The 22904-nt window shown below is 71.5% G+C and carries 21 protein-coding genes; 17 read left to right on the forward strand and 4 right to left on the reverse strand.

Features of this window, described 5'->3' with window-relative positions:
* Window positions 1-48: 48 nt before the first annotated feature.
* The 3 genes from H516_RS21540 to rbfA all read left to right on the forward strand — a co-directional run bounded on the left by H516_RS21540 (window position 49) and on the right by rbfA (window position 3707).
* Window positions 49-312 carry a YlxR family protein gene (locus H516_RS21540; protein ID WP_084620314.1) on the forward strand — a complete coding sequence of 88 codons (264 nt, stop codon included), beginning with the start codon at window positions 49-51 and terminating at the stop codon, window positions 310-312.
* An 83-nt stretch (window positions 313-395) separates the two neighbouring features.
* The gene (gene infB / locus H516_RS0104195; protein WP_022888469.1) at window positions 396-3182 is read left to right on the forward strand and encodes a translation initiation factor IF-2; all 2787 of its coding nucleotides are present in this window, start codon (window positions 396-398) and stop codon (window positions 3180-3182) included.
* A gap of 60 nt (window positions 3183-3242) precedes the next feature.
* Window positions 3243-3707, forward strand: a complete 465-nt coding sequence (gene rbfA / locus H516_RS0104200; protein ID WP_022888470.1) for a 30S ribosome-binding factor RbfA — start codon at window positions 3243-3245, stop codon at window positions 3705-3707.
* A gap of 64 nt (window positions 3708-3771) precedes the next feature.
* On the opposite strand, the gene H516_RS0104205 is transcribed toward rbfA, so the two are convergent.
* Window positions 3772-4659, reverse strand: a complete 888-nt coding sequence (locus H516_RS0104205; RefSeq protein WP_022888471.1) for an HhH-GPD family protein — start codon at window positions 4657-4659, stop codon at window positions 3772-3774.
* 47 nt (window positions 4660-4706) lie between these two features.
* Here H516_RS0104205 and H516_RS0104210 point away from each other — a divergent pair, with 47 nt between their 5' ends.
* The gene (locus H516_RS0104210) at window positions 4707-5294 is read left to right on the forward strand and encodes a nucleoside/nucleotide kinase family protein (protein WP_022888472.1); all 588 of its coding nucleotides are present in this window, start codon (window positions 4707-4709) and stop codon (window positions 5292-5294) included.
* A 342-nt stretch (window positions 5295-5636) separates the two neighbouring features.
* On the forward strand, window positions 5637-8057 hold the full coding sequence (locus H516_RS22640; protein WP_022888473.1) for a hypothetical protein: 2421 nt from the start codon (window positions 5637-5639) through the stop codon (window positions 8055-8057).
* Window positions 8058-8108: 51 nt separating this feature from the next.
* On the opposite strand, the gene H516_RS0104220 is transcribed toward H516_RS22640, so the two are convergent.
* The gene (locus H516_RS0104220) at window positions 8109-9104 is read right to left on the reverse strand and encodes a ketopantoate reductase family protein (protein WP_022888474.1); all 996 of its coding nucleotides are present in this window, start codon (window positions 9102-9104) and stop codon (window positions 8109-8111) included.
* Window positions 9105-9175: 71 nt separating this feature from the next.
* Here H516_RS0104220 and truB point away from each other — a divergent pair, with 71 nt between their 5' ends.
* The 6 genes from truB (at window position 9176) to H516_RS0104250 (ending at window position 13582) form a co-directional block, all read left to right on the forward strand.
* Window positions 9176-10096, forward strand: a complete 921-nt coding sequence (truB, locus tag H516_RS0104225; RefSeq protein ID WP_022888475.1) for a tRNA pseudouridine(55) synthase TruB — start codon at window positions 9176-9178, stop codon at window positions 10094-10096.
* The gene (locus H516_RS0104230; RefSeq protein ID WP_022888476.1) at window positions 10093-10461 is read left to right on the forward strand and encodes a hypothetical protein; all 369 of its coding nucleotides are present in this window, start codon (window positions 10093-10095) and stop codon (window positions 10459-10461) included. Before truB ends, H516_RS0104230 begins: the two co-directional genes overlap by 4 nt.
* A 29-nt stretch (window positions 10462-10490) precedes the next feature.
* The gene (locus H516_RS0104235) at window positions 10491-10928 is read left to right on the forward strand and encodes a membrane protein (RefSeq protein ID WP_033196672.1); all 438 of its coding nucleotides are present in this window, start codon (window positions 10491-10493) and stop codon (window positions 10926-10928) included.
* Window positions 10925-11857, forward strand: coding sequence for a bifunctional riboflavin kinase/FAD synthetase (locus H516_RS0104240; RefSeq protein WP_026378411.1), 933 nt, complete (start codon window positions 10925-10927; stop codon window positions 11855-11857). Before H516_RS0104235 ends, H516_RS0104240 begins: the two co-directional genes overlap by 4 nt.
* 32 nt (window positions 11858-11889) lie before the next feature.
* Complete coding sequence (locus H516_RS0104245; protein ID WP_022888479.1) at window positions 11890-13101, forward strand: MFS transporter; 1212 nt, start codon at window positions 11890-11892, stop codon at window positions 13099-13101.
* 64 nt (window positions 13102-13165) lie between these two features.
* On the forward strand, window positions 13166-13582 hold the full coding sequence (locus tag H516_RS0104250) for a hypothetical protein (RefSeq protein ID WP_022888480.1): 417 nt from the start codon (window positions 13166-13168) through the stop codon (window positions 13580-13582).
* A 21-nt stretch (window positions 13583-13603) separates the two neighbouring features.
* On the opposite strand, the gene H516_RS0104255 is transcribed toward H516_RS0104250, so the two are convergent.
* The gene (locus H516_RS0104255) at window positions 13604-14542 is read right to left on the reverse strand and encodes an ROK family protein (protein ID WP_026378412.1); all 939 of its coding nucleotides are present in this window, start codon (window positions 14540-14542) and stop codon (window positions 13604-13606) included.
* A 119-nt stretch (window positions 14543-14661) separates the two neighbouring features.
* Here H516_RS0104255 and H516_RS0104260 point away from each other — a divergent pair, with 119 nt between their 5' ends.
* The 5 genes from H516_RS0104260 (at window position 14662) to H516_RS18240 (ending at window position 20220) form a co-directional block, all read left to right on the forward strand.
* Window positions 14662-15606 carry a sugar-binding transcriptional regulator gene (locus H516_RS0104260; RefSeq protein WP_022888482.1) on the forward strand — a complete coding sequence of 315 codons (945 nt, stop codon included), beginning with the start codon at window positions 14662-14664 and terminating at the stop codon, window positions 15604-15606.
* Between the two features lie 40 nt (window positions 15607-15646).
* Entirely contained in the window at window positions 15647-16669 is a 1023-nt protein-coding gene (gene deoC / locus H516_RS0104265) for a deoxyribose-phosphate aldolase (RefSeq protein WP_022888483.1), read from the forward strand.
* 21 nt (window positions 16670-16690) lie between these two features.
* Window positions 16691-18256: an aldehyde dehydrogenase family protein gene (locus tag H516_RS18235; RefSeq protein ID WP_022888484.1), complete on the forward strand. Its 1566-nt coding sequence runs from the start codon at window positions 16691-16693 to the stop codon at window positions 18254-18256.
* Window positions 18253-19113 carry an aldehyde dehydrogenase family protein gene (locus H516_RS0104275; RefSeq protein ID WP_022888485.1) on the forward strand — a complete coding sequence of 287 codons (861 nt, stop codon included), beginning with the start codon at window positions 18253-18255 and terminating at the stop codon, window positions 19111-19113. Before H516_RS18235 ends, H516_RS0104275 begins: the two co-directional genes overlap by 4 nt.
* A gap of 108 nt (window positions 19114-19221) precedes the next feature.
* Window positions 19222-20220, forward strand: coding sequence for a glycerophosphodiester phosphodiesterase (locus H516_RS18240; RefSeq protein ID WP_157432132.1), 999 nt, complete (start codon window positions 19222-19224; stop codon window positions 20218-20220).
* Window positions 20221-20231: 11 nt separating this feature from the next.
* On the opposite strand, the gene H516_RS0104285 is transcribed toward H516_RS18240, so the two are convergent.
* Entirely contained in the window at window positions 20232-20510 is a 279-nt protein-coding gene (locus tag H516_RS0104285) for a metal-sensitive transcriptional regulator (protein WP_022888487.1), read from the reverse strand.
* A 54-nt stretch (window positions 20511-20564) separates the two neighbouring features.
* Between H516_RS0104285 and H516_RS20865 the strand changes: the two genes are divergently transcribed.
* A complete protein-coding gene (locus H516_RS20865) occupies window positions 20565-22874 on the forward strand; it encodes a heavy metal translocating P-type ATPase (RefSeq protein ID WP_022888488.1) in 2310 nt (769 codons plus the stop codon).
* The last annotated feature ends 30 nt before the right edge of the window (window positions 22875-22904 follow it).

Raw genomic sequence — 22904 nt, forward strand, 5'->3', positions numbered from 1 at the left:
GCGCGACGTCCGCCCGCCGCGTCGGCGGCCATGAGCGCAGAGTGTAAGATGGAACCTGTCAGAACGTGCATCGGTTGCCGTTCGCGCGCCCCGCGATCCTCGCTTCTGAGGGTCGTCTCCCAGAATTCCCACGTCGTGGCCGATGTCACGGCTGTGCTTCCGGGCAGGGGTGCGTGGCTGCATCCGACACTCGAGTGCTACCGCCTCGCCGTTCGGAAGCGCGCCTTCGGGCGAGCGCTCCGGCTTCGCGGCGAGGTGGACACCGGCAACGTAGAGAACAGGCTGAACCCACGAGTGATGACCAATGAGTGACAACTGATGAGCGGCTCGAAATGAGTCCCGTCCGCCATTGATGGTCTGCCCCTGTCCGGGCGCAGGCCCGGAACAGGAGAGAAGTGGCTGCCAAACCACGCGTACACGAGATCGCATCCGAACTCGGTGTCGACAGCAAGATCGCCCTTGAGAAGCTCAAGGAGATGGGCGAGTACGTCAAGGGACCCTCGTCGTCCATCGAACCCCCCGTCGCGCGTCGCCTGAAGGCGGCGCTCGAGGCTGCCGGCGCTGCCGCGCAGGCCGCCCCCGCGCAGGCCCCCGCCGCGCCGGCGAAGCCCGCGGCGAAGCCGGGCGCGAAGCCCGGCCCCAAGCCGGCTCCGAAGCCCGTCGCCGAGCCAGAGCCCGAGTCGGCGGCCCCGCCCGCCCCCGCGGCCCCTGCCGATGCGCCGCTCACCGTCGCCGAGCGCCAGGCCCAGGCCGAGGAGAAGGCGGCGCAGGCCGCCGCCGAGAAGGCCGCCGAGGCGCCCGCCGCCGCGAGCGACGCCGTCAAGCCCGGTTCGTCGGCTCCGAAGCCCGGTGGCGCGGCCTCGCGTCCGGCTCCGAAGCCCGGCGCCCCGCGCCCCGGCAACAACCCGTTCTCGAGCTCGCAGGGCATGGGCTCGCGCCCCGCGCAGCCGCGCCCGGGCAACAACCCGTTCTCGAGTTCGCAGGGCATGGGCCAGCGCCCGAGCCCCGGCAACATCCCGCGCCCGCAGGCACCGCGCCCCGGTTCGCCGCGCCCCGGCGCCCCGCGCCCGGCCGGTGCGGGCGGTCGCCCCGGCGGCGGCTTCCAGCGCCCCGGTGGTGCAGGCGGCGGTGCCGGCGCTCGTCCGGGCGGCGGTGGCGGCTTCCAGCGTCCCGGCGGTGCACCCGGCACCGGCTTCGGCGGCCCGCGTCCCGCGGGCGGCGGTGGCCGTGGTCGTGGCCCCGGCGGCGGCACGGCCGGCGCCTTCGGTCGCGGCGGCGGCAAGTCGAAGTCGCGCAAGTCGAAGCGGACGAAGCGGGCCGAATTCGAGATGCGGGAGGCGCCGTCGCTCGGCGGCGTGAGCGTGCCCCGCGGCGACGGCAGCACCGTCATCCGCCTGCGTCGCGGCTCCTCGATCTCCGACTTCGCCGACAAGATCGACGCGAACCCCGGTTCGCTCGTCACGGTGCTGTTCCATCTCGGCGAGATGGCGACCGCGACCGAGTCGCTCGACGAGGCGACCTTCGAGGTGCTCGGCGCCGAGCTGGGCTACAAGATCCAGGTCGTCTCGCCCGAAGACGAAGACCGCGAGCTCCTCGAGGGCTTCGACATCGACCTCGATGCCGAGCTCGAAGACGAAGGCGACGACGTGCTCGAGCAGCGTCCGCCCGTGGTCACCGTCATGGGCCACGTCGACCACGGTAAGACCCGACTCCTCGACGCGATCCGCAACGCGAACGTCGTGGCGGGTGAGGCCGGCGGCATCACGCAGCACATCGGCGCCTACCAGGTGCACACCGAGCACGAGGGCATCGAGCGCGCCATCACCTTCATCGACACCCCCGGTCACGAGGCGTTCACCGCCATGCGTGCCCGTGGTGCGCAGGTCACCGACATCGCGATCCTCGTGGTCGCGGCCGACGACGGCATCATGCCGCAGACGGTCGAGGCGCTGAACCACGCCCAGTCGGCGAACGTGCCGATCGTGGTCGCGGTGAACAAGATCGACAAGCCCGACGCCAACCCGGCCAAGGTGCGCCAGCAGCTCACCGAGTTCGGCCTCGTCGCCGAGGAGTACGGCGGCGACGTCATGTTCGTCGACGTCTCGGCGCGCGAGAACATCGGCATCCAGGATCTGCTCGATGCGGTGCTCCTCACCGCCGACGCCGGTCTCGACCTGCGGGCGAACCCGAACAAGGACGCCCGCGGTGTCGCCATCGAGGCGAAGCTCGACAAGGGGCGCGGTGCGGTTGCGACCGTGCTCATCCAGTCGGGCACGCTGAAGGTCGGCGACGCGATCGTCGCAGGCACCGCCTACGGCCGCGTGCGTGCGATGGTCGACGAGAACGGCGACCCCGTGCTCGCCGCGACCCCGTCGCGCCCCGTACAGGTGCAGGGCCTCTCGTCCGTGCCCCGCGCCGGCGACACCTTCCTCGTCACCGACGAAGACCGCACCGCGCGTCAGATCGCCGAGAAGCGCGAAGCCGCTGAGCGCAACGCGCAGCTGGCCAAGGCTCGCAAGCGCATCTCGCTGGAAGACTTCACCCGTGCCCTCGAAGAGGGCAAGGTCGAGTCGCTCAACCTCATCATCAAGGGTGACGTGTCGGGTGCCGTCGAGGCGCTCGAAGAGTCGCTCATGAAGATCGAGGTCGACGACTCGGTGCAGCTGCGAATCCTGCACCGCGGTGTGGGCGCCATCACCGAGAGCGACGTCAACCTCGCGACGATCGACAACGCGATCATCGTGGGCTTCAACGTGCGCCCCGACACGAAGGCGCGCGAGCGCGCCGCTCGCGAGGGCGTCGACATCCGCTTCTACTCGGTGATCTACAACGCCATCGACGAGATCGAGGACTCGCTCAAGGGCATGCTCAAGCCCGAGTACGAAGAGGTCCAGTCGGGCGTCGCCGAGATCCGCGAGGTGTTCCGCTCCTCGAAGTTCGGCAACATCGCCGGCGTCATCGTGCGCTCCGGCACGATCACGCGCAACGCCAAGGCTCGCGTCATCCGCGATGGCGTCGTCGTCGGCGACAACCTCGCGATCGAGTCGCTGCGTCGATTCAAGGACGACGTCACCGAGGTCCGCACGGACTTCGAGGCGGGCATCGGCCTCGGCAAGTTCAACGACATCCAGGTCGGCGACGAGATCGAGACCATCGAGATGCGCGAGAAGCCTCGCGCGTGACCGAACGGCCCGGGGCGGCTCGCCGCCCCGGGCTTCGCTCGGAAGGAGCACTGACCACCCATGGCTGATCCGGCACGCGCCAGGAAGATGGCCGACCGCATCAAGGAGATCGTCGCCCGCCGTCTCGACAAGGGCCTTCGCGACCCGCGTCTCGGCTTCGTGACGATCACCGATGTGCGGGTCACCGGCGACCTCCAGCATGCGAGCATCTTCTACACGGTCTACGGCTCAGATGAGGAGCGCCGCGACTCGGCGCTCGCACTGAAGGCCGCGACCGGGATGCTTCGCAGCGAGGTCGGCCGCAATATCACGGCTCGGCTCACGCCGACCCTCGAGTTCATCGCCGACGCGGTGCCCGAGAACGCGCAGCACATCGCCGATCTGCTGCATGAGGCCCGCACCCGCGACGCGGAGATGCTCGCCGCGGCGGCGACCGCCGAGTACGCGGGCGATCCCGACCCGTACGTGAAGCCGCGCGAGCTCGACGACGACGAGGACGACTTCGACGACGTCGAGGCTCGCTGAGCGCGCGACGACGTCGGGAAGGACCTCGCGTCGATCGAGGTCGACGTGCAGTTGCCCGGGGCCGTCAGGCCTCGGGCAGCGTCATTCCCTCCGCGGTCGCGACGGCGAGCCCGTCGGCGACGAGCCCGGCGATCGCGCGCTCGAGCTGGGCGGCGTCGCCCCAGACCCCCGAGAGCTCGTCGCCGGTCACCGGGCGGTGCGCGGCACGGAGCTCGCGCATGACGATTCCGCGCACCTGCCGGTCGGAGCCCTCGAACCGGGCCTGCCTCGCCTTGCGCGGTCCGTCGTAGGCCGGTGAGCCCGCGCGGAGCCAGGCGCAGCGGTCGCGGATCGGGCAGTCCGCGCACCGCGGAGCGCGGGCCGTGCAGACGATCGCCCCGAGTTCCATGGCGGCGGCGTTGAACACCCGCGCCGCGCGCGGGGCATCGGGCAGCAGCGCCGACATCGCGGCGAGGTCCCTCGTGGTCGACGGGGGAGCGGGCTCGGCGTTGCCGTCGACCGCCCGGGCGATCACCCGCCTCGTGTTCGTGTCGACGACGGGCACCCGCAGGCCGAAGGCGAACGCCGCCACCGCGCGGGCGGTGTAGGGCCCGACCCCCTGGAGGGCGAGGAGCTCGTCGAGCGCGCGCGGCACCTCGCCGTCGTGGCGCTCGACGATCTCGACGGCCGCTCGATGCAGCCAGAGGGCCCGCCGTGGGTACCCGAGCCGGTCCCAGGCGCGCACCGCCTCCGCGGCGGGCTCGGCGGCCAGGCTCGCCGGCGACGGCCATCGGCGGATCCAGGCCTCCCAACGGGGGATCACCCGGTCGACCTGCGTCTGCTGCAGCATGAACTCGCTCACGAGCGCCGCCCACGGCGAGACCTCGGCGGCACGCCACGGCAGCGGCCGCGCAGCATCCGCGAACCATGCGTTGACGGCGGAGGCGAGGTCGGGAGCGGCCGGTCGTGGCATCCGACCAGCCTAGGCCTCGGTGGATGACCCGGGGTTATGCTCGCAGCATGCGCCTCGTCACGACGCCCAGGGTCACGTTCCTCCGCGAACTCGCGGGCGAGATCGTCGAACACTACGGGCGCGGACGCATGATCGTCGCGGTCGACGGGCCGCTCCGGAGCGGGAAAACCGTGTTCGCCGACGATCTCGCGGCGGTGCTCGGCGAGCGGGGGCACACGGTGTTCCGCGCGAGCATGGAGGGCTTCCACCGCTCCCGCGCCGCGCAGGCCGTCTTCGGCGACGATACGGCCGAGCGGTACTACCGCTACGGCTTCGACGAGTCGGCGCTGCGGCGGGTGCTCGTCGAGCCGTTCCGGCTCGGCGGCTCGGCGGCGTTCGTGACGCGCGTGTTCGACCCGGCCCGTGACGCATGGGTCGAGCCGAAATGGATCACAGGACCGGCGGACGCGATCCTCGTGCTCGACGGGCGTTTCGTGCTGCGCGAGCGCCTCGACGAGCTGTGGGACTACCGGATCGCGATCGGAGGCGACCCGGTCGACCCGGCCGACCGTCTCGCGTACGCCGAGCGCGACCCGAGGCGAATCGCCGACGTCATCGTCGACCTCGAGGGCCCCGCCGCTCCACGTCGGGTCTAGGTGTACCCCATTTCGGGGGACATCTGCGACCGGCGTGCGAAATGGGGCTGACAAGTCCCCCATTTCGCCGACATAATGGGGCTATTGCCAAGCCCCCGGCAGTAGCGAAACCCGAAGCAGCACCCGCAACACCCGAACCCGAATCGATCGTCACAGACACCCATCTGTGCCGATCGCCGTTGCGTGCGCTCGACCCGGCCACACAATGCGCTCTGCGCATCCGTGCGGCCTGGTCGGCGCCCGTGCGAAGAACTGCCATCGTGCAGACCTCGCCACACCTCGCCACGCCTTCGCGTTCTCCGTTTCGCCGCCGAGCCGGGCCGATCCCTGGAGAGAACCCGAATGAGCAAGCCCGGCGCCCGAACGGCGCGCGCTGCGGACGGCGACGCCCGCGCACGGAAGCGTTCCTCGTCAGCCCACCCGCTCCGCCGTCTCGCGGCAGCCGTGACCGCCCTCGTGCTCGGCGGCGGTCTCGCCCTCGTCGGCGTCGCTGCTCCGGCGTCGGCGCATACCGGCGACCTGACGGCGAAAGCCGAATGCAACGTCGAGACCGGCGAGTACGACGTCACCTATACGCTGAAGCTCTCGAACGTACCCGATGGCAAGTCCGGCACCACGAACTGGAGGGTCGGCACGTCGAGGCTCGAGAGCACGCCGCGGAGCGCCGACGGCATGGACCGCGGCCCGCTCAGTTCCACCGGCAACGCGACGCTGAAGCTCGGCACCGAGAGTCTTCCGGGCGACACCGTCGGCAACGGTCCCTGGATCTATGCGTTCACGAGCTGGGACAAGAACAACAAGAAGGGCTCGGACGGTCGAGTCGAAGGCCTCACCGGCGACTGCGGCGACGGCGGCGGCGAGCTGAAGGTCTGCCCGAGCTACCTGCCGAACGGCACCGACAAGATCGACGTCCGAGGCAGCAAGAAGACCATCGAGGTCACCGCGCCGTCCGGCAAGCTCATCGACTACTACTGCGTCAAGGCCGGCTCCGCCAACAACGGCAACGGCCCGGTGATCGTTCCCGTCCAGCCGCCGGCCCCGACGGTCGTGATCAGTCACCCGTCCGGCAAGGACATCAGCCACTACTCGGTGCACTACATCGACGTGCCTGAGCCCACCGAGATCGAGGTCGAGGGCGCGCCGAGCTTCGCCGACGTCTGCGGCCCTGACAACGAGAAGCTCACCGTCCCCGACGACACGAAGTTCATCGACTGGGAGAAGCACGAGCAGAACGGCCTGATCACCGTCACCGCGACGGCGAAGAAGGGTTACGTCTTCAAGCAGGGCGCGAAGACCGAGTGGACCTTCACGATCGACGACGCCCCGTGCCCGCCCACCGAGGTGCCGGTCGGGGGCGAGCCGACCTTCACCGACAGCTGCGGTGTCGACAACGAGAAACTGACCGTCCCCGCTGACACCGACTTCGTCGACTGGAACCACAGCGAATCGAACGGCGTCATCACCGTCACCGCCACGCCGAAGAAGGACTACGCCTTCCCGAAGGGTGCGCAGACCGAGTGGACCTTCACGATCGACGACAGCGACTGCATCGTCGAGGTCGTGGGCGCTCCCACCTTCTCCGACACCTGCGGCGTCGACAACGAGCAGCTCACCGTGCCCGACGACACGAAGTTCATCGACTGGGAGAAGAACGAGGTCGACGGTGTGATCACGGTCACGGCGACCCCGCAGGAGGGCTTCGCCTTCCCGAAGGACGCGCGCACGGAGTGGACGTACCTCATCGACGACGAGCCCTGCGTCGTCGAACTCGAGGGCGCCCCGGCGTTCGAGGATGTCTGCGGCCCCGACAACGAGAAGCTCACCATCCCCGACGACACCGACACGATCGATTGGGAGTGGGTCGAAGAGGGCGGCGTCATCACCGTCACCGCGACTGCGCTCGACGGCTCGGTCTTCCCCGAGGGTGCGAAGGCGACGTGGACCTTCACGGTCGACGACCTTCCCTGCGTGATCGAGCTCGCCGGTGAGCCGACGTTCTCCGACGTCTGCGGGCCCGACAACGAGAAGGTCAGCCACCCCGGCGACACCGAACTCGTCACCTGGGCCAAGAGCGAGAAGGACGGCGTCGTCACGGTCACCGCGACGGCGGCGCCCGGCAACACCTTCGCCCAGGGCCCGGTCGTGGTGTGGACCTACACCCTCGACGACGAGCCCTGCATCGCCCCCGCCCTCGACGGTTCGGTCGCGACCGGCGTCTGCGAGGCGGACGCGCCGTGGATCTCGTACAAGGTCAGCCTGACCGACCCCGACGACCAGGCGACGAGCCGCGAGGTCTCGCTCGTCCTGAGCGACGGCGAACACACGGAGACGATCGCGCTCGGCACGCTGAACGACGCCGGCGTGCTCGAGGGCCGCACCCTCTGGCCGGGTGCCTCCGTCGACGACGAGGGCAACGCCACCGGATGGCCGGGCTGGAAGCAGCTCGACGACGGCACGTGGGTCGAGACCGATGACAACTTCGCCTGGACCCGTGACCTCACGACCGCGAAGTTCGTCGTGAACCCCGAGCTCGAGGTCGACCTGGCCTACCCGCCGGCCACGCCCGACTGCATCGCGGCGCCGCCCGCGCCCGAGACCCCGGGCGAGCCCGGCGGCAATGGCGAGACACCGTCGACGCCGGCCGGCGACGGCCTCGCCTCGACCGGCTTCGCCGGCACGACGATCGCGATCGTCGCGGGCGTCGTGGTGCTCGCCGGGATCGCGTTCCTCGTGATCTCGCGCCTGCGCCGCAAGCAGTCGTAACCGACGCACAGCACGACGAGGGGGTCCGGTTCGCCGGGCCCCCTTCGTCGTTCAGACCGGTACGTCGGCGAGCACGCGCTCGTCCGGCACCGAAGCGCCCGTGCGCTCGACCTCGTGCACGAGCGAGGTGAGCGCGCGACTGACGGGGGCGTCGAGCCCCGCGAGGGCGGCCTCTCGCACGACCGCGCCGTTCAGGAAGTCGATCTCGGTGGGCTGCCCGCGGCGCAGGCTCTGCTGCGTCGAGCCGAGGTTCGGCACCCCGCCCATTCGCACGCCCATGAGCCAGGGGAGCACCTGGCCGAGCGCGAGCGGCAGCCGTGCGAAGAGCCGCAGCCGTCGGTCACCGAGACCCTGCAGTGCTCCGAAACGCACGCCACGCGCGATGCCGATGCGCACCGCCTCGCGCATCGAGGCTGCAACGACGCGACGCAGCCGACGGTCGCCGATGACATCCTGCACGCTCCGGCCGACGACCGCGGGTACCGCGTTCAGCATGTTCACGATGAGCTTCGTCCACTGGGCCCCGCGGAAGCCGGGGATCGCGACGACCGGCACCGCCTCGGAGAGGATCGTCGCGAGGCGGATCGACTCGGCGTCGGGCGGCCCGTCGCCGCGCCCGAGGTAGCTGGTCGCGGGAGTCGTCACCCGCACGACGCCGGGCTCGGTGTAGTTCGCCGCGATGATCGAGAGCAGTCCGACGGCGTACGAGCGGGGGAGCAGTCGCTCGGCGGTCGTGACGCCGTCGAGCCCGTTCTGCACCACGACGAGGGGCACGCCGTCGATGAGCCGGGCGTTCGCCGTGATCGCCGCTTCGGCGTCCTGCGCCTTGGTGCAGACGAGCACGAGCTCAGGGCGCGCGGTGAGCACCTCGCCCGCGGCGACCCGCTCGTGGGCGTCGCCGTAGCCGCCGCTCAGGCGGATGCCCTCGGCCCTGATCGCCTCGAGGCCGGTGCCGCGCGCGGTCACCTCGATCTCGTGCCCCGCGCGCGCCAGCAGCGCCGCGAACGTTCCGCCCAGCGCTCCGGCGCCGATGATGCCGATCCTCACCGCTCCAGCGTAGGGCCGTGCCGAGCAGGACGGCGCAGGCCTCGGCGCCGGCGACTGTTAGCCTGTACCGCGTGAACAGCGGCATCCTCCTCGTCGACAAGCCGCAGGGGATCACGAGCCACGACGTCGTCGCCCGCATGCGGCGCCTCGCCGGGACGCGCAAGATCGGCCATGCCGGCACGCTCGATCCGATGGCGACGGGGCTGCTCGTGCTCGGCGTCGGCTCGGCCACGCGTCTCCTGCACTACCTCGTCGGGCTCGACAAGGAGTACCTCGCGACGATCCGCCTCGGCTGGGGTACGACGAGCGACGACGCCGAGGGCGAGCCGTTGCCGCACACCCCCGAGATGACCGGGGCCGCCCTCGCGCAGGACGAGGCCTCGCTGCGCGCGGCGATGCTCGCCTTCACGGGCGACCTCGAGCAGGTGCCGAGCGCGGTGAGCGCGGTGAAGATCGACGGCAAGCGCGCCTACCAGCGGGTGCGCGACGGTGAGACCGTCGAGATCGCCCCGCGTCGCGTGACGATCTCGGCGTTCGAGCTGCTCGCGGTGCGTCGGGGCGAAGGATGTCTCGACCTGGACGTGCGCGTCGAGTGTTCTTCGGGCACCTACATCCGTGCGCTCGCGCGCGATCTCGGCGCAGCGCTCGGCACGGCGGGCCACCTGACGGCGCTCCGGCGCAGCCGGATCGGCCGCTTCGACGTCGACGAGGCCGGCGAGCTCGAGGGCTTCGACGTCGCCGCCGCCATGATGAGCCCGGCAGGGGCCGCGCGGCGAGCGCTGCCGATCGTCGAGTTCTCCGAGGCCGAGGCCGTCGACCTCGGCCACGGGAAGCGCGTGCCCGTGAGCGGAGGCGGCGACGAGGCATCCGCCGATCGCCGCGGCGAGTTCTTCGCCGCCGTCGCGCCCGGCGAGCGCCTCGTGGCGATCGTCGAGCGACGCGGCGGGCAGTGGAAGGTCGTCACGGGGTTCCCGCAGGAGGGCGGCGCATGATCGAGTGGTTCACCTGGGTCCAGCTCCCCGTCGCCGTCGCCGCGGGCCTGCTCTGCCTCGTGCTCGGGTTCGCCGGGCGCGTGCCGAGCGACCTCACGCTCGGGGCGCTCGCCGTCGTCGAGCTCCTCGTCCTCGTGCAGATCGTCGTCGCGATCGCTGCGCCGGGGTTCGGCAACTCGCCGACGGGCAGCGCGCTCGAGTTCTGGGTCTACCTCGTCTCGGCGGCCCTGCTGCCGCCGGCTGCCGCGTTCTGGGCGTTGCTCGAACGCAACCGCTGGTCGACCGTCGTGCTCGGCGTCGCCGCGCTCTCGGTCGGCGTGATGGTGTACCGGATGCTGCAGATCTGGACCGTGCAGTCGGTCTGAGCGCCGCACTTCTGAGAGAATCGAACGACATGGAAAGCCTGCAGAGCGCCCCGGTGGAGACCCGTACGCCGACGAAGATGAGCGGCATCGGGCGCGTCCTCGTCGCCGTCTACGGCGTGCTGGCGCTCGCCGCCTTGGGCCGGTCCTTCGTGCAGATCGTCTCGAAGTACGACGAGGCGCCGCTCGCGTACGCGCTGTCGGCGCTCGCCGCCGCCGTCTACGTCGTCGCGACGATCGCGCTCGTGCGGCCCGGAGTGGTCTGGTATCGCGTCGCCTGGGCGACGATCGCGTTCGAGTTCACCGGCGTCCTCGTCGTGGGCACGCTGAGCATCGTCGACCCGGCGCTGTTCCCGCACGACACGGTGTGGTCGTGGTTCGGTCGCGGCTACCTGTTCATTCCCCTCGTGCTGCCCGTGCTCGGCATGTGGTGGCTCGCGAAGCACCGACCGACGGCGGGCGCCGCGTGAAGACGTTCAAGGGCCTCGCCGCCGTCCCGCACGGCTTCGGCCCCTCGGCCGTCACGATCGGCAAGTTCGACGGTGTGCACCGCGGCCACCGCGAGGTCATCACGCGGCTCCGCGAGATCGCCGCGGCCGAGCATCTCGCGACGACGGTCGTCACCTTCGACCGCAATCCGCTCGCGCTGCTCGCGCCCGACAAGTGCCCCGAATCGCTCGTGAGCGTTCGTCAGAAGCTCGAGCTGCTCGCGACGACGGGGGTGGATGCCACGGTGCTGCTGCCGTTCGATCGCGCACTCGCCTCGGTGCCGGCGACCGAGTTCGTCGAGCGGGTGCTCGTCGACACCCTGCAGGCGAAGGCGGTGCTCGTCGGCGGCGACTTCCGTTACGGCGCCCGCGGCGCCGGCGACGTGGCGCTGCTCGTCGACCTCGGCGCACGCTTCGGCTTCACCGTCGAGGTGGTCGACGACGTCGACCTCGAGGGAGAGCGGCGGGTCTCGTCGACCTGGGTGCGCGAGCTCCTCGCCGCCGGCGACGTGCGGCGGGCGACCGAGCTGCTCGGGCACACGCCGACGGTGTCGGGCATCGTGGTGCACGGTGCGGCCCGAGGGCGCGAGCTCGGCTTCCCGACGGCGAATCTGACGCCCGAGTCCGAAGGGCTCATCCCGGCCGACGGCGTCTACGCAGGCTGGCTCACCGACGCGGGCACGCGGTACCCGGCGGCGATCTCGGTCGGAGACAACCCGACGTTCGAGGGCGTGCCGAAGAAGCAGGTCGAGGCGTACGTCCTCGACCGCGAACTCGACCTCTACGATCACGTCGTCGACGTCGAGTTCGTCGACCGCATCCGTGGCATGGTGGCGTTCACCTCGATCCCGGCGCTCATCGACACGATCCGCGACGACGTCGACCGCACCCGCGGCATCCTCGGGATCTGAGCGCGCGCTCCGCCCGGCCTAGACTCGAGAGAGTGACCCGACCGCCGCCTCGACCGCTGTGGAAGGGTCGAACCCTCGCGCTCGTCGGCATCGTGCTCGTCGCCTTCAACCTCCGGACGGCCGTGGCCTCGCTCTCGCCGATCCTCGTGCTGCTGCAGGAGGAGGTCGTGCTCGGGCCGGTCGTGGTGGGCCTGCTCGGCATGCTGCCGCTGCTCTGCTACGCCGTGTTCGGCATCGCGACACCGCGCCTCGCGAAGCGGCTCGGGCTGGAGCGGGCCCTCGTCGGGTCGCTCGCCGTGCTGGCGGTGGGCCTCGCGGCTCGCGGCCTCGCCGGATCGGCGCTCGGCCTCGTCGCGGCGAGTGCGCTCGCATTCGCGGCGATCGGGGTGGGCAACGTGCTGCTGCCGCCGCTCGTGAAGCGCTACTTCCCGGATCGCATCGGGCTCGTGACGACGGTCTACGTCTCCGCGATGTCGGTGAGCACGTTCATTCCGCCGCTCATCGCGGTTCCGGTTGCGGATGCCGCGGGCTGGCGCGTCTCGCTCGGCGAGTGGGCGGTCGTGGCCGCCCTGTCGCTCGTGCCGTGGATCGCGCTGCTCGTGCACCCGAAGCGCGAGGCACCCGAGACGGTGCCCGAGGAGCCCGGCGGGTTCGCGCAGATGGTGCGATCGCCGCTCGCGTGGGCGCTCACGGCGGTGTTCGCGGCGTCGAGCTTCAACGCGTACGTGGCCTTCGCCTGGCTGCCGCAGTTGCTGCACGACATCGCGGGCGCGACGCCCGCCGAGGCCGGGGCGTTGCTGTCGCTGTACGCGGCGATGGGGCTGCCCGCCGCCCTCGCCGTGCCGATCATCGCCGCCCGCCACGGACGGATCCGCCTGCTCGTCGGTGTCTCGGTGGCGTCGTTCATCGTGGGCTATCTCGGGCTGCTGTTCGCCCCGCAGTCCGCGACCTGGCTGTGGGTCGCGCTCATCGGCACCGGCCCGCTGGTCTTCCCGCTGACGCTGGTGCTCATCAACCTGCGTTCCCGCACGCACGCCGGGGCCGTCGCCCTCTCGGGCTTCGTGCAGTCGGTCGGCTATCTGGTCGCGGCGACAGGGCCGCTCGTGGTCGGCCTGCTGCACCAGGTGAGCGGCGGATGGACGGCCCCGCTCGTGCTGCTGCTCGTCTCGGCGCTGCCTGCGGCGGTCGCCGGCGTCGTGGTGGCGCGGCCGCGCTTCGTCGAGGACGACCGCCTGCGGGGCTGACCGGCGACCGCCCCTCGGCCGAGGGCTCGACGCGCACGCGCGCGAGGGCTATTATCCGGGTGCCATGGAGTTGCTGACCTCCGCCGTCGAGACGGCCGCCGCGGTGAAGCCGCCGAACCTCTGGGGTGCGCTCGGCTGCGCACTCGCCTACTCGGGTGCCCTGTTCGCGACGATCGATGCCTTCGCAGACCTGCTGCTGACCCGCGGCGACGGCGTCGGCGGCCGGCTGAGTCCCGCCCTCCGGCTGAAGGCGGGCTCGAAGATCGCCGCCGCCGCCATCACGGTGGTCTCGGCGGCGCTCGTGCTCGCGCTCGACGCGAACTGGTTCGCGTTCTCGGCCCTCAGCATCGTGTTCGCCGTGCTCGTCGGGGTCGCCGCCCTCGTGCTCGTGCGACAGCGCGCGCACGTCCGCGAGGGCGTCGTCGCCGTCTTCGAGGTACCTGGGAGGGGTGAGGCGGCGCCGTCGATCGACGGCGCATGACCCCATCGTCGCCGCGCCCGGTCAGACGATGAGATCGGGGCGGTGCACGAGCGCCGCCGCCCCGATGAGCGGGCCCTCGTCGGAGAGCGCGGAGGGGACGATCTCGACGCGCGTCGCGAAGGCGAAGCCGGAACGCTCGGCGACCGCGGCCCGGGCGTGGTCGAAGAGCGCGGGGGAGACGCGGGAGAACCCACCGCCGATCGCGACGAGGTCGAGGTCGAGCAGATTCGTCGCCGAGGCGATGGCGTGGCCGATCGCCGTGCCCGAGCGCTCGACCGCCGCGAGCGCGATCGGGTCGCCCGCGGCGTGGGCACGCGCGAGGTCTTCGCCGGTCGCGCCCGTGAAGCCCCGGGTGCGGGCCCACGCGACGGTGCGCGGGCCGGAGGCGATCGCCTCGAGGCATCCGCGGCCTCCGCAGGTGCAGGGATCGTCGAATCCGCCGACCTCGATATGACCGATGTGGCCGCCGTTGCCGGTGGGGCTCGCGACGGCGCGACCGCCGATCACGATCCCTCCTCCGACGCCGGTCGAGACGACCATGCCGAGCAGGTTCTCGCCGCGGGCGGCGGCCCCGGCGCCGACCCAGTGCTCGGCCAGCGCGATGCAGAGGCCGTCGATGCGCAGCACGACGGGGGTCTCGGGCAGGGTCGCGGTGATGAGGTCGCGCAGCGGGTGCTCGCGCCAGGCGGGCACGTTGAGCGGCGAGACGCGGCCGGTGGCGACGTCGATCGGGCCGGCCGAGCCGACGCCGACGCCGACGAGTTCGGCATCGGCCGGGAGGGCGGCGCCGGCGGCCTCGACGACCTCGTGCACGGAGCGGTCGAGCTCCTCGGCGGTCGAGGTCGGCCCGGTCGGGCGGCGGTGACGGGAACCGGCCAGCACGGTGCCGTGCCCGTCGACGAGCGCGGCTTCGACCTTGGTGCCGCCGAAGTCGACGGCGAGCGCGAGGGGCGTTGGCATTGCACCAGCATAGGCGCGCAGCATCCGCCCCCGTGGTGCTCATGTGAGCAGGATCACCTGCGAGTGTTGCCGATGAGCACGCGGCTGCCTACGCTGGAAGTCGAGGCGGACGGAGGCGCATGGACGAGATCGACGAACTCCTCTCCATCAGGGCGGCCGAGCTCTACTACGAGGAGAACAAGACCCAGGACGAGATCGGCCAGGCGCTCAATCTCACCCGGTGGAAGGTCGGGCGCCTGCTCGCCCAGGCCAAGCATCGCGGGTTCATCCGCATCGAGATCCTGCACCCCCGGGCGCGCAGGCTCCCCATCGAGCGACGTGTCCGTGAGGAGCGCGGGCTCGCCGACGCCATCGTCGTCTCCTCCGCCGGCGTCTCCTCGGCCGAAGAACTGCAGGCGCGCACCGCGCAGGCCGCAGCCGACTACCTGACGGCCCTCCGCCCCGTGCCGCGCACGCTCGGGGTGAGCTGGGGGCGCACCCTCTTCGAGATCTCCCAGCACCTGCGCAACGGCTGGGCGACCGGCGTCAACGTCGTGCAGATGAACGGCGGCGTGAGCCTCAACCGTCGCGCGGGCACCGCCGCGGCGACCGCCGTGGCGATCTCGCAGAAGGGCGGCGGCCAGGCGACGCTCCTGCCGAGTCCCGCGATCCTCGAACGCCTCGAGACGAAGCACGCCATCGAATCCGACCGCGTCGTCGCCGGCGTCATCGAACTGGCCCGATCGGCCGACGCGTACCTCTTCAGCGCCGGCGCCGCCGACCACAACTCGGTGCACGTCGAGAGCGGTTACCTCGCTCCCGGCGACGTCGACCTCCTCGTCGCCAAGGGCGCCGTCGGCGACGTCGTCGGCCGGTACATCGACTCCGACGGCAACATCGTCGACCCCGCCCTCGACGCCCGCACGGTCGGGCTCACGCTCGACGAGATCCGCAACGCACCGCTCGCGATCGCCGTCGTCGCAGGCCCCGCCAAGCACGCAGTCGCCGACGCCGTCGTGCGCAGCCGCCTCTGCACGGTCCTCGTCACCGACGAGTCCACCGCCCTGCACCTCCTCGACGGCTGATCCAGCGTCGTCGTCCACCTCACGAAAGCCAGGTCCACTCATGCCAGCACCGGTCAACGCCGGCACCGCCCTCGCCACCGCGCGCGAGCGCGCGCTCGCCGTGCTCGGCGGCGAGCCCGACGACCAGACGCTCGGTCGGTACCTCCACGGCATTCCCGGGGTCGACGCCGTCGGCCTCGAGCAGCGCGCCGCCGCCCTCGGCACCCGTTCGATCAAGACGACCTCGAAGGCGTGGGCGCTCGACCGCATCATCGAGCTCATCGACCTCACGACCCTCGAGGGCGCCGACACTCCCGGCAAGGTCCGCTCGCTCGTCGCGAAGGCGCTCACCCCCGACGCCTCCGACCCGGCGACCCCCCGCGTCGCCGCCGTCTGCGTCTACGGCGACATGGTGCCGTTCGCCGTCGAGGCGCTCGGCGCGGCCCACGGCGACCCCGACGACGGTCTCATATCGGTCGCCGCGGTCGCCACCGCATTCCCGAGCGGTCGTTCATCGCTCGCGATCAAACTCGCCGACACCGCCGAGGCCGTCGCTGCGGGCGCCGATGAGATCGACATGGTCATCGATCGCGGCGCGTTCCTCGCCGGCCGCTACGGCGAGGTCTTCGACCAGATCGTCGCCGTGAAAGAGGCCTGCCGTCGCCCCGACGGCACGAGCGCGAGCCTCAAGGTGATCCTCGAGACCGGCGAGCTCGTGACCTACGACAACGTGCGCCGCGCCTCGTGGCTCGCGATCCTCGCGGGCGGCGACTTCATCAAGACCTCGACCGGCAAGGTGTCGCCCGCGGCGACGCTGCCCGTGACCCTCCTCATGCTCGAGGTCGTGCGCGACTGGCACCGTCTGACGGGGCACCGGGTCGGCGTGAAGCCAGCCGGCGGCATCCGCTCCTCGAAGGACGCGATCAAGTACCTCGTCACCGTCGCCGAGACGGTCGGAGAAGAGTGGCTCGTGCCGCACCTGTTCCGCTTCGGCGCATCGAGCCTCCTGAACGACGTGCTCCTGCAGCGGCAGAAGCTGACGAGCGGCCACTACTCGGGCGCCGACTACGTGACGATCGACTGACTGGACTGGACTGGACTGGACATGAGCTTCCTCGACTACGCACCCGCTCCCGAGTCGCGGGCGATCCTCTCGCTCCGCGACAGCTACGGCCTCTTCATCGACGGCGAGTTCGTCGACGGCCGCGGCGCCGCCTTCCAGACCATCTCGCCCGCGAGCGAGGAGCGCATCGCCATGATCGCGAACGCGAACGAGGCCGACGTCGCCGACGCGGTCGCCGCGGCGCGGCGCGCCTACGACCGCGTGTGGTCGAAGATGAGCGGCCGCGACCGCGGCAAGTACCTCTTCCGCATCGCCCGCCTCGTGCAGGAGCGCGCCCGCGAGCTCGCGGTCGCCGAGTCGCTCGACAACGGCAAGCCCATCAAGGAGTCGCGCGACGTCGACGTGCCGCTCGTCGCCGCATGGTTCTTCTACTACGCGGGCTGGGCCGACAAGCTCGATCACGCAGGGCTCGGTGCCGACCCGCGCTCGCTCGGCGTCGCCGCCCAGGTGATTCCCTGGAACTTCCCGTTGCTCATGCTCGCGTGGAAGATCGCCCCGGCGCTCGCCGCCGGCAACACCGTCGTACTGAAGCCCGCAGAGACGACGCCGCTCACGGCGCTCATCTTCGCCGAGATCCTGCAGCAGGCCGAGCTGCCGCCGGGCGTGGTGAACATCATCACGGGCGCGGGCGACACGGGTGCCGCGCTCGTCGCCCACGAGGGCGTCGACAAGGTCGCCTTCACGGGGTCGACCGCCGTGGGCCGCGCGATCGCGAAGCAGATCGCCGGCACCGACAAGAAGGCGACCCTCGAGCTCGGCGGCAAGGCCGCGAACATCGTCTTCGACGACGCGCCCATCGATCAGGCGATCGAGGGCATCGTCAACGGCATCTTCTTCAACCAGGGCCACGTGTGCTGCGCGGGTTCGCGCCTCCTCGTGCAGGAGAGCATCCACGACGAGGTCGTCGATCGGCTGAAGACGCGACTCTCGACGCTGCGCCTCGGCGACCCGCTCGACAAGAACACCGACATCGGCGCGATCAACTCGCGCGAGCAGCTCGACCGCATCCGCGCGCTGAGCGACGTGGGCGTCGAGGAGGGCGCCGAGCGCTGGAGCGCACCGTGCGAGATCCCCGAGAACGGGTTCTGGTACGCCCCGACCATCTTCACCGGCGTGCAGACCTCGAGCCGGATCGCGCGCGAGGAGATCTTCGGCCCGGTGCTCTCGGTACTCACGTTCCGCACGCCGCAGGAGGCGATCGCCAAGGCGAACAACACGCCGTACGGACTGTCGGCCGGCATCTGGACTGACAAGGGCAGCCGGATCCTCGCGGTGGCCGACCAGCTGCGCGCCGGCGTCATCTGGGCGAACACCTTCAACCGCTTCGACCCGGCGGCGCCCTTCGGCGGATACAAGGAGTCGGGCTACGGGCGCGAGGGCGGCCGCCACGGGCTCGCCGCGTACCTCGCGCCCGCACCCATCGGGCAGGCGGCGGTTGCACGCTCCGCCGCGAAGCCGGCGATCACGGCGGATGCCTCGGCGCCCGAGCCGACCGCCAAGCGCACCCGTCGAACGCAGAAGGCCACCACGAAGGGATCGAAGCGATGACCCGCCTCGCCGTGCCGAAGACCTACAAGCTCTACATCGGCGGCAAGTTCCCGCGCAGCGAGTCGGGGCGCACCTACGAGGTGTCGGCGCCCGACGGCCGCTTCCTCGCGAATGCCGCACTGGCCTCCCGAAAAGACGCGCGCGACGCGGTCGTCGCCGCGCGCGCCGCGGTCTCGGGTTGGGCGGGTGCGACCGCGTACAACCGCGGGCAGGTGCTCTACCGCATCGCCGAGCTCCTCGAGGGGCGCCGTGCGCAGTTCGTCTCCGAGATCGAGGAGACCGAGGGCGTCTCGCGGGCCGTCGCCGCCGCGCAGGTCGACGAGGCGATCGACCGATGGGTCTGGTACGCCGGGTGGGCCGACAAGTTCGCGCAGGTCGCGGGCAACGCGAACCCGGTCGCGGGGCCCTACTTCAACCTCTCGGTGCCCGAGCCGACGGGTGTCGTCGCGATCGTGGCTCCGCAGGACAGCTCGCTCCTCGGTCTCGTGTCGGCGGTCGCGCCGGCGCTCGTGGCCGGCAACCCGGTCGTCGTCGTGGCGAGCGAGCGGTTCCCGCTGTCGGCGATCAGTCTCGCCGAGGTGCTCGCGACGAGCGATGTGCCGGGCGGTGTGGTGAACGTGCTCACGGGTTCGCCCGCCGAGATCGCGCCCTGGCTCGCGAGCCACGCCGACGTGAACGCGATCGACCTCGTCGGCGCGGGTGCGCTCGACTGGATCGCGCTCGAGATCGACGCGGCCGACACGCTGAAGCGAGTGCTGCGCCCCGAGAACGGGCCCGATGCGGCGGCGCCGGCGCTCGGGCGCATCCAGGCGTTCACCGAGACGAAGACCGTCTGGCACACGAAGAGCCTGCGGTAGGTGCTGCGTCACGCGGGCGGCGCTGATTCCCGCCGCGAGAATTCGGTAACGAAACGGTAACGGTGTTGCTAGAGTGGCGTGCACCGGTCGGGCAAGGAGGCCCGGGCGGTGGAAAGGCCCGAACCCGTGAAGCACGCCGTCGGCATGGTCGAACCCGAGACCGTGCGGCGGTGGCCGAGTGCCGCCGCATTCATGACCCCCGCACGTCGCCGCCCGTTCGAGGCGTTCGCGCACCCGCCCCGTCGAGCGGTGCGCGCGGCACTCGCCGCGATCGCGGTCGCGATCGTCGCCGCGATCCTGCTCGTCGCGCAGACCCCGCCGACCGTCTATGCGATCGATGTGTTCGGGGCGCTCCGGGCGCCGGGTGAGCCCGCCTTCACCGTCGGGCACCGCGGCGATCGCGCGACGGCGCCCGAGAACACCATGCCCTCGCTCGAGCTCGCGATGGACGAGCTCGCCTTCGTCGAGACCGATGTGCAGCTCACGCGCGACGGCGTGCCCGTGCTCTTCCACGACGTCACGCTCGAACGGGTCACCGGCGACCCTCGGGCGATCGGCGAGCTCGACCTCGCCGACGTGCGGCGGCTCGACGCGGGAGCCTGGTACGCGCCCGAGTTCGCGGGCACGCCGATTCCGACGCTCGAGGAATTCTTCGTCGCCCTCGCGGAGCGCGATGGCGCCCGCGCGCTGGTCGAGCTGAAGGCCGACTGGACCCCACGCGAGGTGAAGGCGGTGACGGGGCTCGTCGATCGGCACGGCCTCCGCGGGCGTGTCGTGCTGCAGAGCTTCAGTCTCGAGACGCTCGTCTCGCTCCAGGCGGTGGCGCCGACGCTCCCGCGCATCATGCTCATCCGCGAGCTGCCGGCCGACCCGGTGCCGCTCGCCGAGCGGCTCGGGCTCATCGGGTTCGGTACGACCGTGGACTCGGTGACCGCGGAGCCCGGCGCGCTCGTCCTCGCGCACGAGGCGGGCGTCGCGGTGCTCTGCTACACCCTGAACACCGACGAGCACTGGGAGGCGGTGAACGCGCTCGGCGTCGACGGCATCATCACCGACGAGCCGAGCGAACTCGACGCCTGGCTCGCGGTGACCTCACCGGGAACTTGACAGGCCCGGTATCAGCTGCGGTTGTTCGACAGCTCGAAGATGCGAACGAGCTCGGCGACGGCCTCGTCGCGCTGCTCGCCGCCCTGCTCGTACATGTGCGAGACGTGCGTGCGCAGGTGGTTCTCGACGAGGAGCTTGTTGAGTGAACCGAGCGACTTCTGCACGGCGAGCGACAGGGTGATGATGTCGACGCAGTAGTCCTCGTTGTCGATCATCTTCTCGATGCCGCGCAGCTGGCCCTCGATGATCTTCGTGCGGTGCAGTGCGCGCTTCTTGATGTCTTCGATCACCAACACAGGATACCCCGTTTGCGCTGAATACCCCTAGGGGGTACTCTCGATCGCATGACGACGCTCCAAACTCCTCCGATCCGCACGATCGACCTCGACATCGAGGGCATGACCTGCGCGAGCTGCGTCGGGCGCGTCGAGAAACGCCTCGGGCGCCTCGACGGGGTCGAGGCCGCGGTCAATCTGGCCACCGAACGGGCGCGGGTGACGTTCCCCACGTCGACCTCGATCGAGGCGCTCGTCGATGCGGTCAAGCAGGCCGGCTACACCGCCACTCCCGTCGAGCAGGCGGATGCCGCTGCGCCCGCCCCGGACGCTCCGCCGATGCCGGTCGCCGGCAGCACGAACGGCGAGGCCGACGACGCGCCGGGCGCCGCCCACGAGACATCCGACCCGCTCATGACGCGGCTCATCGTCTCGGCGGTGCTCACCGTGCCGGTCGTCGTGATCGCCATGATCCCCGCGTTCCAGTTCACGTACTGGCAGTGGCTCTCGCTCACCCTCGCGGCGCCCGTCGTGGTGTGGGGCGGCTGGCCCTTCCACCGGGCCGCCTGGCAGAACCTGCGGCACGGCGCGCTCACGATGGACACGCTCGTCTCGCTCGGCACGCTCACCGCGTTCGCCTGGTCGCTGTGGTCGCTCTTCTTCGGACACGCCGGCATGCCTGGGATGACCCATGAGTGGTCGTTCGGCGTGCGCGGCACCCCGGGCGGCGACATCTACCTCGAGGTCGCGGCGGGCGTCATCACGATCCTGCTGCTCGGGCGCGTGCTCGAGGCGAAGTCGAAGCGGCGGGCGGGCAAGTCGCTGCGGACACTGCTCGAACTCGCCCCGCGCGAGGTGTCGGTGCTCCGGGGCGGTGTCGACGCAGCCGGTGCCGACGCGGCCGAGACCGAGGTGCGCGTGCCGATCGGTGCATTGCGCCCCGGCGACCGTTTCGTGGTGCGCCCCGGCGAGCGGATCGCCGCCGACGGCGTGGTCGCCGACGGCGAGGCGAGCGTCGACGAGTCGATGCTGACCGGTGAGCCCGCTCCCGTCGACGTCGCGGCCGGCGCCGCAGTCACGGCGGCGACCATCGTGCACGGCGGCAGCATCGTCGTCACCGCGACCCGCGTCGGCGCCGATACCAGGCTCGCCCAGATCGCCCGCCTCGTGGAGGACGCGCAGCTCGGCAAGTCGCGCGCGCAGCGACTCGCCGACCGCATCTCGGCGGTGTTCGTGCCGATCGTGATCGCGATCGCCGTCGGCACCGCGATCGTCTGGATCGCGACCGGCAGCCCGGTCGAGCAGGCCATCACGGCGGCCGTCGCGGTGCTCGTGATCGCGTGCCCGTGCGCGCTCGGACTCGCAACGCCCATGGCGATCCTGGTCGGCACGGGTCGCGGCGCCGAGCGGGGCATCCTGATCACGGGGCCCGAGACGCTCGACCGCACCGCGGGCATCGACACGATCCTGCTCGACAAGACCGGCACCCTGACGACCGGTCGCATGCGCCTCGGCACGGTGACCGCGATGCCCGGCACCGACGAGGCCGCCGCGCTCGGCGTGGCCGCCGCCCTCGAGCGCCGCTCGGAGCATCCGATCGCGCGGGCCGTCGTCGACGGCGCAGCAACTCGCGGGGCGACCGTGCCCGAAGCGCAGGAGTTCCGGGCCCACGCAGGCCTCGGCGTCACCGCGACCGTCGACGGCGTGCGGGCCGCGGTCGGCCGTCCCGCCTTCCTGGAAGGGATCGGCATGACCATGCCCGCGACGCTCGCCGAGCGGGTGGCGGCCTCCGATGCGACCGCGGTCGCCGTCGGCTGGGACGGCGAGGTGCGCGCCGTGCTCGAGGTGGGCGACTCGATCCGCCCCGGCGCCCGCGAAGCAGTAGACCGGCTGCGCGCCCAGGGGCTCGAACCGATCCTCCTCACCGGCGACGCCCGTCGTCCTGCCGAACGTGTCGCGGCCGAACTCGGCATCGAGCGCGTGCACGCCGAGGTCAGCCCCGAGGGCAAGCTCGCGGCCGTCACCGAACTGCAGGCTGCCGGGCGCAAGACCGCCATGGTCGGCGACGGGGTCAACGACGCCGCCGCGCTCGCCGCGGCCGACCTCGGCATCGCGATGGGCGGCGGCACCGACGCGGCGGCGAGTGCGAGCGACCTCGCGCTGACGCGCGACGAGCCCGGCGCGATCCCCGACGCGATCTCGCTCGCCCGGGCGACGCTCGGCACGATCCGCGGCAACCTGTTCTGGGCGTTCGCCTACAACGTGGCGGCCATCCCGCTCGCGGCGGCGGGGTTCCTGAACCCGATGATCGCAGGGGCGGCGATGGCGTTCTCGAGCATCTTCGTCGTGCTGAACAGCCTCCGGCTGCGTCGGGCCTGAGCCGCGACGGACCTGACGGAGGGCGCGGCG

The organism is Agromyces italicus DSM 16388, assembly GCF_000421545.1.
GTDB lineage: Bacteria > Actinomycetota > Actinomycetes > Actinomycetales > Microbacteriaceae > Agromyces > Agromyces italicus.